General features: G+C 72.4%; 12 protein-coding genes and 1 pseudogene. 6 read left to right on the forward strand and 7 right to left on the reverse strand.

Annotated elements, in window-relative coordinates; all coding sequences use genetic code 11:
- Nucleotides 1-68 precede the first annotated feature (68 nt).
- Nucleotides 69-425 carry a hypothetical protein gene (locus tag ACFY8W_RS10975; protein ID WP_391102968.1) on the reverse strand — a complete coding sequence of 119 codons (357 nt, stop codon included), beginning with the start codon at nt 423-425 and terminating at the stop codon, nt 69-71.
- Nucleotides 422-1,309, reverse strand: coding sequence for an isocitrate lyase/phosphoenolpyruvate mutase family protein (locus ACFY8W_RS10980; protein WP_391102971.1), 888 nt, complete (start codon nt 1,307-1,309; stop codon nt 422-424). Before ACFY8W_RS10980 ends, ACFY8W_RS10975 begins: the two co-directional genes overlap by 4 nt.
- Nucleotides 1,310-1,553: 244 nt before the next feature.
- Between ACFY8W_RS10980 and ACFY8W_RS10985 the strand changes: the two genes are divergently transcribed.
- The gene (locus ACFY8W_RS10985) at nt 1,554-2,174 is read left to right on the forward strand and encodes an HAD-IA family hydrolase (RefSeq protein ID WP_391102973.1); all 621 of its coding nucleotides are present in this window, start codon (nt 1,554-1,556) and stop codon (nt 2,172-2,174) included.
- A gap of 1,480 nt (nt 2,175-3,654) precedes the next feature.
- Here the strand turns inward: ACFY8W_RS10985 and ACFY8W_RS10990 are convergent.
- Nucleotides 3,655-4,008 (reverse strand): annotated as a pseudogene (locus tag ACFY8W_RS10990) (MerR family transcriptional regulator); the annotation flags it as partial.
- A 203-nt stretch (nt 4,009-4,211) separates the two neighbouring features.
- Here ACFY8W_RS10990 and ACFY8W_RS10995 point away from each other — a divergent pair.
- Nucleotides 4,212-5,345 (forward strand): alkene reductase, encoded by a 1,134-nt coding sequence (locus ACFY8W_RS10995; protein ID WP_391103868.1) that lies wholly within the window; start codon nt 4,212-4,214, stop codon nt 5,343-5,345.
- On the opposite strand, the gene ACFY8W_RS11000 is transcribed toward ACFY8W_RS10995, so the two are convergent.
- Nucleotides 5,303-7,276: a glycoside hydrolase family 15 protein gene (locus tag ACFY8W_RS11000; RefSeq protein WP_391102975.1), complete on the reverse strand. Its 1,974-nt coding sequence runs from the start codon at nt 7,274-7,276 to the stop codon at nt 5,303-5,305. The genes ACFY8W_RS10995 and ACFY8W_RS11000 overlap by 43 nt on opposite strands.
- 173 nt (nt 7,277-7,449) lie before the next feature.
- On the opposite strand from ACFY8W_RS11000, the gene ACFY8W_RS11005 reads away from it, so the two are divergent.
- Nucleotides 7,450-9,723, forward strand: coding sequence for an MMPL family transporter (locus ACFY8W_RS11005; RefSeq protein WP_391102976.1), 2,274 nt, complete (start codon nt 7,450-7,452; stop codon nt 9,721-9,723).
- A 359-nt stretch (nt 9,724-10,082) separates the two neighbouring features.
- On the opposite strand, the gene ACFY8W_RS11010 is transcribed toward ACFY8W_RS11005, so the two are convergent.
- Nucleotides 10,083-10,853, reverse strand: a complete 771-nt coding sequence (locus tag ACFY8W_RS11010) for a TipAS antibiotic-recognition domain-containing protein (protein WP_391102978.1) — start codon at nt 10,851-10,853, stop codon at nt 10,083-10,085.
- A gap of 235 nt (nt 10,854-11,088) precedes the next feature.
- Between ACFY8W_RS11010 and ACFY8W_RS11015 the strand changes: the two genes are divergently transcribed.
- Entirely contained in the window at nt 11,089-11,979 is an 891-nt protein-coding gene (locus ACFY8W_RS11015) for a GyrI-like domain-containing protein (protein WP_391102980.1), read from the forward strand.
- On the opposite strand, the gene ACFY8W_RS11020 is transcribed toward ACFY8W_RS11015, so the two are convergent.
- On the reverse strand, nt 11,957-12,454 hold the full coding sequence (locus ACFY8W_RS11020) for an OB-fold domain-containing protein (protein ID WP_391102981.1): 498 nt from the start codon (nt 12,452-12,454) through the stop codon (nt 11,957-11,959). The two genes, ACFY8W_RS11015 and ACFY8W_RS11020, sit on opposite strands and share 23 nt — an antisense overlap.
- Complete coding sequence (locus ACFY8W_RS11025) at nt 12,454-12,903, reverse strand: DoxX family membrane protein (protein WP_391102984.1); 450 nt, start codon at nt 12,901-12,903, stop codon at nt 12,454-12,456. The genes ACFY8W_RS11020 and ACFY8W_RS11025 overlap by 1 nt, the downstream gene beginning before the upstream one ends.
- Nucleotides 12,904-13,060: 157 nt before the next feature.
- On the opposite strand from ACFY8W_RS11025, the gene ACFY8W_RS11030 reads away from it, so the two are divergent.
- Together ACFY8W_RS11030 and bla are read left to right on the forward strand one after the other, a co-directional pair.
- Nucleotides 13,061-14,215, forward strand: coding sequence for an NAD(P)-binding domain-containing protein (locus ACFY8W_RS11030; RefSeq protein WP_391102986.1), 1,155 nt, complete (start codon nt 13,061-13,063; stop codon nt 14,213-14,215).
- Between the two features lie 130 nt (nt 14,216-14,345).
- Entirely contained in the window at nt 14,346-15,251 is a 906-nt protein-coding gene (bla, locus tag ACFY8W_RS11035) for a class A beta-lactamase (protein WP_391102989.1), read from the forward strand.
- Nucleotides 15,252-15,322 lie beyond the last annotated feature (71 nt).

The raw sequence follows: 15,322 nt of genomic DNA on the forward strand, positions 1-15,322 counted from the left end.
GTGTGGGGTGCTGGGGTTGGGGGTCGGAGCTAGAGGGTTGGGGCTAGGGGGTTGGCCGAGCCTTGTGCCTAGTCGTCGTCCGGCGCGTGTACGGCGCCGACCAGGGTCTGGAGCGCGTCGACCGCGCTGCCGTCGTGGTCGCTGCCGGCCGTGCCGCTGCTGCCGTACTGGACGTTGGCCGCCCGGTCGACCTCCAGGACCGAGTCCGCGTGCGAGTTGTCGATCACGGTGACCAGGCTCCCGCCGGCCGCCGCGGGCGCCGCCCCGGCGGCGGCCAGCAGGACCGCGCCGAGCACCGGCAGCGCGGCCCTGCCCACCCGGCCCGTCTGACCTGCCTGACCCGTCCGGCCGGTCTGGGCGGTCTGGCCGGTCTGGGCGGTCTGGCCGGTCTGGGCTCTGCGCGGCCGGGGAATCGACGCCCTCACGCGCCCACCCGCACTGCCCGCTTGCGCGACGTGGTGTCGTGGTGCCGGGCGATGTTCCGCTCCAGGAGCCGGGTCGAGGCGGCCACGCCGACCCCGCTCTCCGGGTCGAAGGACGGCAGCCGCCCGTCGGCGGCCTTCAGCTCGGCCAGCGCCGAGTCCATCGCCGCGTGCGCGGCGAAGAGGCACGGCGTGCTGTAGATCGCCACGTCCACGCCGAGCTCCGACAGTTCGGAGAGCGAGAGCCGCGGCGACTTGCCGCCCGCGATCTGGTTGAACAGCAACGGCTTCCCGTCCACGACCTCGCGGATCCGCCGGATCCACTCCACGCTCCGTACGCCGTCCACCAGGACCACGTCCGCCTCGGTCGCCGCCAGGCGCTGCGCGCGGTGCAGGATGTCGTCCTCGTCCGTCGCGTCCGTACGGGCCACGACGACCAGGTCCCGACGGGTCTGGAGCACCATCTCCAGCTTGGCCAGGTACTCGTCGAGCGGCAGCACCTGCTTCCCGTCCGCGTGCCCGCAGCGCCGCGGCCGCTTCTGGTCCTCCAGGATCACGCCGGAGGCCCCGATCCGCTCCAGGCCCTCGACGACGTGACAGGCCACCTCGGGGTCGACGTAGCCGTCGTCGATGTCGACGAGCAGGTGGTGCCGCGGGAAGGCGCCGCGCAGCCGCTGCACGAACGCCACCATGTCCGGCCACGCGATGAAGCCGATGTCCGGCAGCCCGTAGTGCGAGGCGGCGAAGCCGAAACCGGAGACGAACATGCCGTCGTAGTGCTCGGCGGCGACGGACGCCGAGTACATGTCGTAGACGCCGATCAGGGGCGTGGTGCCGGGTGCGGCGATCCGCGCCCGGAGGTCGTTGCCGTAGCTGAAGTGGTTCACAGACTGACTCCTCATCAACACGCTGGCACTTTGCCAAAACAAGATGATTTCTGGAGACAAGCGCGAATCTTGGCTTACGGGCGCTTTACTCACTCTCCAGGAGGACCGGTTTCACCACAGAAACGTCACTGGGCGTGACATCGGACGAGAAGCGGTGCCGCCGTGAGGCCGTCGGAGCCGCGGCGGCAGCCCGACGGCCATGAGCCCCACACCCGGGCCGCGCTCAGGAGCTAGCCTCTGGCGCGTGACCAGTAAGAACTTCGTACTCTTCGACGTCGACGGCACCCTCATGGACGCCGTCGAGAACCAGCGGCGCGTCTGGCACGCCTGGGCCGCCCACCACGGGCTCGACGGCGACGAGGTGTACGCCGTCGCGCTCCGGACGCGGCCCGTCGAGACGTTCGCCGCCGTCGTGCCCGGGGCGGATCCGGCCGCGTGCCTCGCGCTGCTGCACGAGCTGGAGGACGAGGACGTACGGACGGGCACGTACGCGGCCTTCGACGGCGCCGCCGAGCTGCTGGATGCGCTGCCCGCCGACCGCTGGGCGCTGGTCACGTCGAACTACGAGCACCGGGTGTGCGGACGATTCGAGCGGACCGGGCTGCCGGTGCCCGGGCTGATCGTGGACGCGGCTTCCGTGAGCGAGGGCAAGCCGTCGCCCGTGCCGTACCTCCTGGCCGCCGAGAAACTGGGCGCGGATCCCGCCGACTGTCTGGTGATCGAGGACGCGCCGTCGGGCGTACGGTCGGGCCGCGCGGCCGGCATGACGGTCTGGACCGTCAACACGCCGTCTCCGGCGGAGGGTTCGCACCGCCACTTCGCGACCTTGGCGGAGGCGGCGCCTGAGATCCTGGCGTGGGTGTGAGCTTCGGCCCCGGCCCCGGCCCCGGCTGCTAGAAGGTTTGTAGGGGTGGGCGTTGCGTGTGGGCTTCTGGTGCGGCCGCCCTCTTTCCGAGTGTGGCTCCCTCCGCCACCGCGTCAAGGGCGCTCCCTTCGGTCGCGTCGCTTCGCGATTCCGCTTCGCTCCACCCTTGACCCGGTGGCTCCGGGAGCCTTTTCACACTCGGAGGGCGGCCGGGGGGCCCGGCCACGCGGATCGGCCCGGGTAGTCCGCCGCGCCGTGGGCGGGAGGCGGGCCGGTGGTGGGTGGGGCCCGGGTATCGCTCCGGTGGGCTTGCGGTGGCGCGGGCCGGTGGGTGGGGGCTGGGTTTGTGGTCGGGCCGGGTGGGACTGCTTACCTCGGTTTGGGGTGCGCGGAAGTGGAATGGGGTGCCCAGTCCCGGCTCGGCGTCTGTCGGCCGTCGTTCGGTGGGGATTCATGCCCCGCTGGTGGCGGCCGGTGGGTGGAGGAGCCGGCCCGGTGGGTGGAGGTGCGAGCAAAGTGCGTGCTTCCGGGGTGGGGCAGCCGTGGGACCGCCTCTGGCGTCACACGAGTTCCCATCTGTCGCAGGCAGGGCTCGGGGGATCCGACTTTGCACGCCGGGGCGGACCCAGCCCGGCGGGGAAGGGATCGGTGGTGCCTCTGGAGTCACACAAGTCGCTCTTGGCCCCAGTGAAGGCCAATGGGCGGGCTGCATATGGCGGTTGGGGTCGTCGGTGCGAGCAAACCGGGACGGAGACGGGCCAAGGTCGTCTCCCTCGTCACATCCGTTCTCTTGCGTCACATATCGGTTCGGGATCTGCGAGTTCGCTCGCGCACCGACCCCCTCCACCCACCGGGCCGGCCCCCTCCACTCACCGGGAGTGACCAGCGGGGCATGAATCCCCATCGGAAGACGGGAGTTGGCCGCTGAGCCGGCCCGGGCCGCCCCATTCCACGTCCGCGCACCCCAAACCGAGACAAGCAATCCCACCCGCCCCGGCCACAAACCGAGCCCCCACCCACCGGGAAGCACATCGCCCACGGCGCGGAGCGATACCCGGCCCCACCCACCACCGGCCCGCCTCCCGCCCACGGCGCGGCGGACTACCCGGGCCGATCCGCGTGGCCGGGCCCCCGGCCGCCCTCCGAGTGTGAAAAGGCTCCCGGAGCCACCGGGTCAAGGGTGGCCGCAGGCCATCGCGAAGCGACGCGACCAAAGGGAGCGCCCTTGAGGCGGTGGCGGAGGGAGCCACACTCGGAAAGAGGGCGGCCGCACCAGAAGCCCACACGCCCCCAGCCCACCGCCACCTCAGAAACCCGCCACCCCAGCCACCTCGTCTACCTCAGCGACCTCGCCGCCCCTCGCACCCTCGCCGCTCCTCGCACCCTCCCCGCCCCTCGCAGCCGCGCCGTTCCCCGCCGCCTCGCCGCCCCCCGCAGCCTCCCCGACCCCTGCGACCCGCGCCCCTCGTGCCCCATTGGCCGCCTTCGCCGTCTCGATGAACTCGTCCAGCACCTCCCTGGAGCGGACCAGGTCCACGATCAGCCGGTCGATGCGCTCGCGTTCCGCCTCCAGGTCGGTGACCAGTTGGACGGTGGTACGTTCGGTCGGGCCGGCGTCCACGTCGCGCATGCAGGGCAGGAGCCGAGCGATCTTCTTGCTGTTGAGGCCCGCCGCGTACAGCGACTGGATGCGGACGACGCGGTCGACCGCCCAGTCCCCGTAGTCACGGTGACCGCCCGGGGTGCGCTCGGACTGCAGCAGGCCCTGCTTCTCGTAATAGCGCAGGGAACGCTCGCTCACGCCGCTCCGGGTCGCCAGTTCGCCGATCCGCATCTTCCCCCACCTCGCTGCTTGAACCTGACACTCGTGTCAACTTCTACGGTACCGACATGACGACGAAGACGCCGAAGACCGAGACACCGAAGACACCGAAGACGCCGAACCAGAAGCCGAACGCGACCCTCCGACTCCCCTCTCGCTCAACCCTCTTCGAGCCCACCCACCTCGGTCCCCTCCTCCTCCCCAACCGTCTCGTCATGGCCCCGCTGACCCGTAACCGCGCCGCCGCCGACGGCGTCCCCACGCCGATCATGGCCACCCACTACGCGGACCGTGCCACCGCCGGCCTGATCATCGCGGAGGCGACGACGCCGAACGCCGTCGGGCAGACGTACCCGAACATCCCCGGCCTCCACACCCCGGCCCAGGCCGACGGGTGGCGTACGGTCACCGACGCCGTCCGTGCCGCCGACGGGCGGATGTTCGTGCAGCTGCAGCACGGCGGGCGGGTCGGGCATCCCGACAACAGCGGGTTCACGCCCGTCGCGCCCTCCGCCGTCGCGCTGCCCGAGGAGATCCACACCCCCGCCGGGCGGGTGCCCTCCGTGGTCCCGCGCGAGATGACGCACGACGACATCCGCTCGACCGCCGCCGACTTCGCCGCCGCCGCGCGGCGGGCGGTCGAGGCGGGCTTCGAGGGCGTCGAGGTGCACTCGGCCAACGGGCACCTGCTGCACCAGTTCCTGGCGAAGAACACCAACCTGCGGACGGACGAGTACGGCGGCTCCGTCGAGAACCGGATCCGCTTCACGGTGGAGGTGGTCCGGGCCGTCGCCGAGGCGATCGGGCCCGAGCGGGTCGGCGTCCGCGTGTCGCCGGGAGTCACCGTCAACGGCATCGAGGAGGGCGACACCGAGGCCGTCTACCCGGCGCTCGTCGCCGCCCTGGCCGAGGTGACCGGCGTGGCCGGCGAGTCCCGCGAGACGAGCAAGGCCGGCACGCCCGGCGAGACCGGTGGGACCGATGCGGGCGGCGAAGCCCGCGAGCACCTCGCCTATCTCCACGTCATCTTCGCGGACCCGGACCAGCCCCTCTTCCACGAGATCCGCAAGGCCTGGCCCAGCACGCTGATCGCCAACCCGAACCTCGGCTGGGGCGTGCCCCTGCCCGCCGACGGCGGCCGGGCGGCCGGTGAGCGGCTGCTCGCCGCCGGGGCCGACCTGATCTCCTTCGGCCGCGGCTTCCTCGCCAACCCCGACCTGGTCGAGCGGCTGCGGACGGGAGCGCCGCTGAATCCCGTTCGGGACCGGTACCTGATGTACACGGGCGGGGAGACGGGCTACAACGACTATCCCGCCCTGGGTCCCCAGGACGTCGTCCCCGCCGCGTGAGCACCGGACGCACGGGACGCGCCGGACGTGCCCGACGCACCCGGCCTGTCCAGTCCGTCCACACCGTGCAGGCCGTCCAGCACGTCGTCGAGCGTCGTGGCCGCCATGATGAGCGACAGGTGCGTGAACGCCTGCGGGAAGTTGCCCAGTTGCTCGCCGCTCGGGCCGATCTCCTCGGCGAACAGGCCGACGTGGTTGGCGTACGTGAGCATCTTCTCGAACGTGAACCGGGCCTGCCGCACGCGCCCCGCCCGGGCCAGGGCGTCCACGTAGAGGAAGGTGCACAGGCTGAACGTGCCCTCGGCGCCGCGCAGTCCGTCCGGCGAGGCGCCGGGGTCGTAGCGGTGGACCAGGCTGTCGTGGACGAGGTGGCGTTCGATGGCGTCGAGGGTGGAGAGCCAGGCCGGGTCGGTGGGGCTGAGCAGGCCGGATCTGGGTACGAGGAGCAGCGCGGCGTCGAGGACCTCCCCGCCGTAGGACTGGACGAGGGCCCGGCGCCGCTCGCTCCAGCCCCGGTGCATGACCTGGGCGTAGATCTCGTCGCGGGCGGCCCGCCAGGTGTCGAGGGCGGCGGGCCGGCCGAACTCCTCGGCGAGGCGCAGTCCGCGGTCGAAGGCCACCCAGGACATCACCCGGCTGAAGGTGAAGTCCTGCCGGCCGCCGCGGGTTTCCCAGATGCCTTCGTCGGGGCCGTCCCAGGACTTCGCCAGCCAGTCGAGCATCGCGGACACGGCCTGCCAGCCCTCGTGGGTGGGCTGGGTGTCGAGACCGGGGCCGGGACCGCGGCCGCGGCCCTGGGCGAGGGCGTAGAGGGCCTCGCCGTAGATGTCGAGCTGGAGCTGGTCGGCGGCGGCGTTGCCGACGCGTACGGGCGCGGAGCCGCGGTAGCCCTCGAAGTCGGTGAGGATCTCCTCGGGCAGCCACGGGTCGCCGTCGACGCGGTACATGATCTGGAGCGGGCGGGCTCCGGTGACGGAGGAGCGTTCGGAGGCGCGGTCGGTGACGCGGTCGGTGAGCCAGCCGGTGAACGCGGCGGCCTCGTCGACGAATCCGAGGTCGAGGAGGGCGCGGACGGCGAGGGAGCCGTCGCGGATCCAGGTGTAGCGGTAGTCCCAGTTGCGCTCGCCGCCGACGAGTTCGGGCAGGCCGAGGGTGGCGGCGGCGATCGGGGCGCCGGTGGGCAGGTAGGTGAGCAGCTTCAGGGTGATGGCGGCGCGGTGCACCATGTCGGGCCAGCGGCCCCGGTAGTGGGCGGTGCGCACCCAGCCCTGCCAGAAGTCGACGGCGTCCCACAGGGCGGTCTCGGCCTCTCCGGTCCGCGGCAGCGGCGGCGGCTTCGCATCCGGCCCCTCGACGGTGAAGGAGGCGCCGGCGACGCCGCCTTCGTGGAGGGTGAGGCGGCCGTGGACGTCGTAGGGACCGTCCTGCTCCAGCGGGATGTTGGACTGGAGGAAGGCGCTGACGCCGGGGGCGCGGAAGGCGGCGGTGCGGCCGTCGACGTGCGTCTCGTGCGGGTTGCTGCCGAAGCCGAAGCGCGGCCGGCACTCCAGGGTGAAGGTGACGGTGCCGCGGGTGCAGCGCAGTACGCGCAGGATGGCGTGCCGGTCGGTGGCGCGGCCGGTGCGGTCGGGGGGCATCCAGTCGATGAGTTCGCCCACGCCGTCGGCCGACATGAAGCGGGTGACGAGGAGGGCGGTGTCGGGGTAGTAGAGCTGTTTCGTCGTCACCTCGGCGCCCGTCTCCGTGTCCGGCGCCTCCAGGGAGAGGCGGAAGTAGCCGCCTCGGTCGTGGTCGAGGAGCGCCGAGAAGATGCCGGGCGAGTCGAAGCGCGGCGCCGCGAACCAGTCGACGACGCCCTCGTCCGAGATGAGTGCGCAGGTCTGCAGGTCGCCCACGAGGCCGTGATCGGCGATGAGCGGATAGCGCTTCACGGTTCCACTATCCGGGAGGGCGGCCGATCCGGCCCGCCGACGGGTCGGGGGCGGCGGCTTCGAGATGACGAGTCCGCCCCGGACGCCAAGAATTGTCTTACGCAGTGACGCTCGGGGATTCCCTATCCGCACGCGGCGGCACCATGAACAAGCGCAGTACGGTGAAAACCCCCGTGAAGACCCCGGTGGGAAAGGGCCTGCTCTACCGCATCGGGCACTGGTGTGCCCGGCATTTCCTCGTCGTCATCGTGCTGTGGCTGGCGGCGGTGGCCGGTCTGCAGGTCACGGACCGGGCGGTGGGCGGCGCGTTCTCGGACAACTTCGCGTTGCCCGGTGTGCAGTCGGCGGAGGGCCTGGACGTCCTGCAGGCGCATGATCCCGCGGCCGGCGGATACGCCGCACAGATCGTCCTGAACCGGCCTTCCGGGCCGCTCACCCAGGACGCCTCGACGGTGAACTCGGCCGTCGCGGCGCTGGAGAAGCTGCCCGACGTGCTGAGCGTGCAGAATCCGCTGCCGCCGCCGGGTACTCCCCCGCCGACGACCTCGTCCACGGCGCCGAACACCGGGCCGCTGTCGACGGACGGCAAGACCGCGTACATCACGATGCGGTTCAGCGTGCCGCCGTCGACGCTCGGCGATGACTACCTGAACGGCGTCGACGCCGCCGTACAGCCGCTGCGGGCCGCGGACGTGACCGTCGAGTACGGCGGGCCGCTCGGCGAGCTGGCCCGGCCGGCGGCCGACGACCGCACGAGCGAGGGGATCGGCTTCGCCGTGGCGATCGTGGTGCTCCTGATCGGCTTCGGCAGTGTGATCGCGGCCGTGCTTCCGCTGGTCACGGCGCTGATCGGGGCGATCTGCGGGCTCGCGCTGCTGGGTCTGACGGCGGCGGCGTTCACCTTCGGCACGGTGTCGCCGACGCTGGCCACGATGATCGGTCTGGGCGTCGGCATCGACTACGCCCTGTTCCTGATCACACGGCACCGCCAGAACCTCATGAACGGCCACGATCCCGCCGACTCGGCGGCCCTCGCCACGACGACGAGCGGCCGGGCGGTCCTCGTGTCGGGCTGCACGGTGATCATCGCGCTGTCCGGGCTGTGGGTCTCGGGCGTCACGTTCATCGGCAAGCTGGGGCTGGCGGCGGCGTTCACGGTCGTGACCGCCGTGCTGGCGGCGCTGACGCTGGTCCCGGCGATGCTGGGGCTCGTGGGGCGTCGTATCGACCGCTACCACGTGCGCAAACCGGTCGCCGAGACGAACGTGGAGGCAGAGGCGGGAGCGGCTGGTGAGGCTCAGGGCACCGGCACCTGGCACCGCTACGCGCAGCGCGTGGAGCGGCGGCCGTGGTGGTTCCTGGTGGCCGGGGTCGTGACGCTGCTGATCCTGGCGTTCCCGCTGCTCTTCATCCAGCTCGGGCACATCGGCGACGGCGCGGATCCGAAGTCGTTCACGGACCGGAGGGCGTACGACCTGATCTCGACGGCGTTCGGGCCGGGTGCGAACGGGCCGCTGACGCTGGTCGTGGACCAGACGGCGGTGCCCTCCGGGGACCGGGCGGCGCTCGCGAGCAAGCTGCAGCAGTCGCTGACGAACGTGCCGGACGCGGCGTCGATCACCCCGCTGCAGGCGACGCCGGACGGTGACGTGCTGGTCGGCACCGCGTACTCGGTCGCCTCCCCGCAGGACGAGCGGACCACCGAGCTCACGAACCACCTGGTGGACGACGTGCTGCCGCAGGCGGTGGCCGGGACGGACGCGCAGACGTACGTGACGGGGACGACGGCCTCGCAGGTCGACTTCCTCGACATCGTGTCGAGCCGTCTGCCGCTGATCATCGCGGTGGTCGTCGCGCTGGCCTTCCTCGTCATCCTGATCGTGTTCCGCGGCCTGCTGGTGGCGGTGAAGGCGGCGGTCCTGAACGTGCTGTCGATCGCGGCGTCGTACGGGGTCGTCGTGGCCGTCTTCCAGTGGGGCTGGGGCGGTCCCGCGCTCGGGGTCTCCGGGAAGGTGCCAATCGAGAGCTACGTGCCGATGATGATGTTCGCGATCGTCTTCGGCCTGAGCATGGACTACGAGATCTTCCTGCTGTCGCGGGTGCGCGAGGCGTGGCTGCGCACCGGGGATCCGAAGGCGAGCGTGGCGCACGCGCTGGAGATCACGGCGCGGGTGATCACGTGTGCGGCGCTGATCATGGTGAGCGTGTTCGCGGCGTTCATCGTGTCGGACAACATCGTGGTGAAGATGCTGGGCCTGGGCCTGGCGGCGAGCGTCCTCATCGACGCGACGATCGTCCGCCTGCTCCTGGTCCCCGCGGTGATGACCCTGCTGGGCCGCCACGCCTGGTGGACCCCCCGCTGGCTCGACCGGATACTGCCCCACCTCGACACGGAGGGCGAGGGCGCTCTGGAGGAGAAACCGGTGGTGGGAGCGGGGCGGCGGTAGGCGCGGGCCGCACGTCAGGTGGTGCGCGTCCGGTCCGTGAGGCCGGGTTCGCGGGTCGGTCCGTGGGGCCGGGTTCGCGGGTCGGTCCGTGGGGCCGGGTTCGCGGGTCGGTCCGTGGGGCCGGGTTCGCGGGTCGGTCCGTGGGGCCGGGTTCGCGGGTCGGTCCGTGGGGTCGGGTTCGGGGGTCGGTCCGTGGGGTCCGCGGTCAAGGGTCTGCAGCCCCTCGACGGCGGGCCGGACGCCCTGTTCGGCGGTCGCCCGGTCCGGCGGATGCCCGGTCCGGCGGTCGCCCGTTCCGGCGGATGCCCGGTCCGGCGGGTTCCGGTACGGGCGAGTGCCGGTGGGCGCCGGGCGCGGGCTCAGCTCAGCCGGGTGTCCGCGTAGACAGCCATCGCAGCGCCCTGATACTCCGCAAGGCCGACAGCGATCCGGTCGAAGTTCTCCCGAAAGCGGGGGTCCTCGGCGTACGTCGCCGCCAGGCCCTTGTACGCCTCGGCCGTCGGGGTCCAGAAACGGCAGACGGTGCCGTAGTGGGCGTCCACCTCCTCCTGGACGGCCGGGGCGTCGACGGGCGTGCCGGCGGCCATGTGCTCCGCGAAGCGGATCATCTGGGCGGTGGCCTCGCGCTGCCACTGCTCGGTGGTCTCGGGCGTCATGCCCTCGGCCGCCTGCCGTGACTCCTCGTACGCCACCGGCCACCGCTCGCGGGCCTCGGCCTCCATCTCCGGGTCGGGCTGGAAGCCCTCGAAGAGGTTCTCCGGCCGGTTGATCCTCACCATGTCCTCGTCCTCGCCTTCCTGACGTTCCTCGAGGTCGGCGATGGTGCGGGCGACCGTCCTCGCCAGCGTCCCGAGCCTGTTCCGCTCCTCGACCAGCCGCGCGTGGTGTTCGCGCAGGACGGCCACGCGGTCGGCCCGGCTGTCCAGGACGGCCTGGATCTCGCGCAGACCCACGTCCAGCTCCCGCATGAGCAGGATCTGCTGGAGGCGCAGCAGCTGGGGCTCCTCGTAGTAGCGGTGCCCGCTGCCCGCGGTCCACGCGGGCGGCAGCAGGCCGATCTCGTCGTAGTGCCGAAGGGTCCGGGAGGTCACCCCGGACATCCGGGCCACGTCCGCGATCGACCAGGCCATGACGGTTCCTTCCATCGCCGGGGGCCGGTCGTTCCGGCCCCGTACGAAGACCGTAGGAGTTGACGCTGCGGAAACCGCAAGTCGACCCGTGGGACCGTCCCGGACCGCCTCCCGCCGTCCCGTACCGGTCTCCCGGACCCGACCGTTCCGGGCACGGATCGTCGGGTCCTGGGAGGGTGGTGGTTCCTACGGTGAAGGCACAGAGGAAAACACCAGGCAGGAAGGGTGGACGGGAGTGCTGGAAGGGCTGAACCGGGCGCTGGACCATGTGGAGCGCCATCTCGACCGCGAGGTGGACGTCGCCGAGGCCGCGCGGATCGCGACGACCTCGGAGTACCACTTCCGGCGGCTGTTCTCGGCGCTCGCCGGCATGCCGCTCTCCGTGTACGTGCGGCGCCGCCGCATGACGCTCGCCGGGGCCGAGGTCCTGGCCGGGGAGCAGACGCTGCTCGACATCGCCGTGCGCTACGGCTACGGCTCGGGCGAGGCGTTCGCCCGGGCGTTCCGGTCCGTGCACGGCATCGGCCCGGGCGAGGCCCGGCGCGCCGGTGCGGCGCTCGTCTCGCAGCCCCGGATGTCCTTCCGTGTCGTCATCGAAGGGAGTACGACCATGCGGTACCGGATCGTCGAGAAGGACGCCTTCCGGGTCGTCGGCAGCAAGGCCCGGGTCCCGCTCGTGCACGAGGGGGTCAACGCGGCCGCCGCGGCGCACGTGGAGAGCCTGGACGAGCAGGCGATCGTGCGGATGAAGGAGCTGGCCGAGGGGGAGCCGGAAGGCGTCCTGTCGGCGGTGGTGCATCTGACCGACAGCCGGGAGGAGGGCGCCGAGGTGGACTACTGGATCGGCGTGACGACCGGCCCGGGTGCGCCGGCCGAGGACCTGGGCGTCCTCGACGCCCTCGACGTGCCGGCCGGCACCTGGGCAGTCTTCGACAACCACGGGCCCTACCCGGCGGCGCTCCAGGAGCTGTGGCGCGACGTGTTCACCCAGTGGTTCCCGTCCAACCCGTACGTGAGCCGGCCGGGTCCCGAGCTGCTCCGGACCCAGCCGGTGGAGATCGGCGCGGAGACGGATTCCCAGCTGTGGATCCCGGTCGAGCGGGTCAGCGGGAGCGCCGGGGCCTGAACACCGGGACCTGGAACTCGCCCTGCTCGCCCTCCGGGCGGAAGGTGAGTTCCAGGTCCATCCCGATGCGCAGTGCGGACTCGGGGCAGTCCACGATCTCCGTCATCATCCGCGGGCCCTCCGCCAGGTCGACGACCGCCGCCACGTAGGGGACGCGGTCGCCGAAGGGCGGGAGGTCGTTGCGGTGGACGACGGACCACGTGTAGAGCACCGCCCGGCCTTCGGCCTGCCGCCACTCGACGTCCTCGCTCCAGCAGTGCGGGCAGAACTCGCGGGGGTAGTGGTGGGGCCGGTCGCAGGCGGTGCAGTGGCGCAGCAGGAGGCGGCCGTCTGCGGCGGCGTCCCAGTAGGCGCGGGTGAAGGCGTCGGCTTCCGGGAGGCTCGCGGGGGTGGCCTTCGGGGAGTCGGCCGTCGCGGGGGCCGCCTTCAGGGAATCGGCCGTCGCGGGGGTGGCCTTCGCGGGAGTGGCCGTCATCAGAAGAGTCCGATCGCGTGGTCGAGCGACCAGGTCTGCCAGGACATGGCGAAGAGGGCGACGAGCGAGATCAGCGCCATCATCGCGTTCTGCCCCTGCTCGGCCCAGTCGTGGATCATCAGGGTGAGGTAGAGGAGGTTGAGCAGGAGCCCGCCGACGAGGGCGACGGGGGTGAGGAAGCCGCTGATCAGGCCGAGGCCGAGGGCGAGTTCCGCGTAGACGACGACGTACGCCATGAGCCGGGGGCGGGGGGCGACGATCGTGTCGAAGCCGTTCTTCACCGCCGCCCACTTGTGCCTGCCGGCGACGTCGGCGGCCCAGGCGATGCCCGTGCCGCGTTCGAACCAGCCCTTCTTGTCCTTGTGGCGCCAGCTCTCCAGCCACCACAGGCCGAGGCCGATGCGGAGGACGGCGAGCCATTCGGCGCCGGTGAGCCAGATCGTCTGCATGTGCGGTGCCCGCCTCCCGTACGTGAAATCTGACGGGTCATCAGTTCATCGGATGCGCCCGCTTCTCCGCAAGACCCGTGCACCCGTGATCGATTCGCAACCCAACCCCCTCTTGACCGAGACCCACGGCGTGTACGCGTCATTACGCTCAGCATTCATGACCGTCACCCCCCAGCCCCACCCCGTCTACGTCATCGGCGGCGGCCCCGGCGGACTGGCCGTCGCCGCCGCGCTGCGCGCGCGGGGCGTACGGGCCGTCGTCGTGGAGAAGGCCGACGCCGTCGGCAACTCCTGGCGCCACCACTACGACCGGCTGCGGCTGCACACCACCCGCCGGCTCTCCGCGCTGCCCGGCCTGAAGATGCCGCGCTCCTTCGGGCGCTGGGTCGCCCGCGCGGACGTGGTGCGGTACCTGGAGACGTACGCCGAGTTCCACGACCTGGAGGTCGTGACGGGCGTCGAGGTCTTCCGCGTCGAACGGGACGGCGCGGACTGGACGCTGCACGCGACCGGCGGCCGCCGGCTGGTCGGCAGCGCCGTCGTGGTCGCGACCGGCTACAACCACACCCCGCGGCTGCCCGCGTGGCCCGGACTCGGCACGTACGAGCGCGAGCCCGGCCGCGAGCTCGTCCACGCGAGCGCGTACCGCAACCCGAAGCCGTACGAGGGCAAGGACGTGCTCGTCGTCGGCGTCGGCAACACCGGCGCCGAGATCGCCGCCGACCTGGCGGAGGGCGGCGCCGCGCGGGTCCGGCTCGCGGTGCGGACGCCTCCGTACATCGTCCGCCGCGCCACGCTCGGCTGGCCGAGCCAGCGCTCCGGCATCCTGGTGCGGCGGCTTCCGGTGGCGCTCGTGGACCGGCTGACCGGGCTGCTCGCGCGGTTCGTGACCGCCGACCTCTCGGCGCACGGGGTGCCCAGGGCGGAGGGCGGCCTGTACTCGCGGGTGCGGTCCGGGGCGATTCCGGTGCAGGACGTGGGCCTGGTCGCGGCCGTACGGGCCGGGAAGGTCGAGCCGGTGGCGGCGGTGGAGTCCTTCGACGGCGGCGAGGTGGTCCTCGCGGACGGCTCACGCATCGCCCCGGACGCGGTGATCGCGGCGACCGGCTACCAGCGCGCCCTGGAGCCGCTGCTCGGCCACCTCGGCGTCCTGGACGAACGCGGCCGCCCGGCGGTGACGGGCGCGCGCTGCCCGCGCGAGGCGCCGGGGCTGTACTTCACCGGCTTCACCAATCCGATCAGCGGCATGTTCCGGGAGATGGCGCTGGACGCGGAGCGGATCGCCCGCCGGATCGCGAAACACCGGCGGTAGCGGGCCGGTCGCGCCTCGGCCGGGGGCCGGCCGCCGTAGGTTGCGGTGCAACTGCCCGTACGGGAAGCGGCGTCACGTCTCACGACGACCGACGACTCACGTCACACCCGTATCAAGGAAGGCACCGATCATGCGCCCCACCCGTCGCACGATGCTCACCGCCGGCGCCGGGGCGGCCCTCGCGGCCGCCCTGCCCCTGACCTCCGCCCACGCCACACCCGCCCACGTCTCCTCCGGCCGTGCCCGGCAGCGGTTACGCGCGCTGGAGCGGGAGCACGACGCCCGGCTCGGCGCGTACGCGTACGACACCGGGAGCGGTCGCCTCGTGACGTACCGCGCCGACGAGCGCTTCCCGATGTGTTCCCTGTTCAAGACCCTCGGCGCGGCGGCGGTCCTGCGGGACCTGGACCGCGACGGCGAGTTCCTCGCGCGGCGCGTGCACTACACGCAGGAGTACGTGAAGCGCTCGGGCTGGTCGCCGATCACGAAGGACCACGTCGCCGACGGCATGACGATCGCCGAGCTGTGCGAGTACTCCATCACCCACAGCGACAACACGGCCGCCAACCTGCTGCTGCAGGAACTGGGCGGCCCGACGGCGATCACCCGCTTCGCCCGCTCCATCGGCGACGACGTGACCCGGCTGGACCGCTGGGAGCCGGAGCTCAACTCGGCCGAGCCGTGGCGCGAGACGGACACGACGACTCCGCGCGCGATCGCCCGTTCGTACGCCCGGCTCGTCCTGGGCGGGGCGCTCGCGCCCGACGACCGGAGCCGGCTGACCGGCTGGATGCTGGCCAACACGACCAGCAGCGAGCGCTTCCGCAAGGGCCTGCCGGCCGACTGGGTCCTGGCCGACAAGACCGGCGGCGGCCGGTACGGCGGCAACAACGACGCCGGCGTGGCCTGGCCCCCCGGCCGCCCGCCGGTCGTCCTGGCCGTCATGACGACCAGGCCGGAGGAGGACGCGACGGCGGACAACGCGCTGGTGGCGGGCGCGGCCGAGGTGCTCGCGGCCGAGGTGAGCACCCGGTAGTCGCCGGCGGCCCCGGTGGGGGCGCACCGCTCCCACCGGACGCTTCCGCACGCCCTATTCCTGACTGACCG

The organism is Streptomyces sp. NPDC012637 (genome assembly GCF_042954805.1).
In the GTDB taxonomy this organism is placed as follows: Bacteria; Actinomycetota; Actinomycetes; order Streptomycetales; family Streptomycetaceae; genus Streptomyces.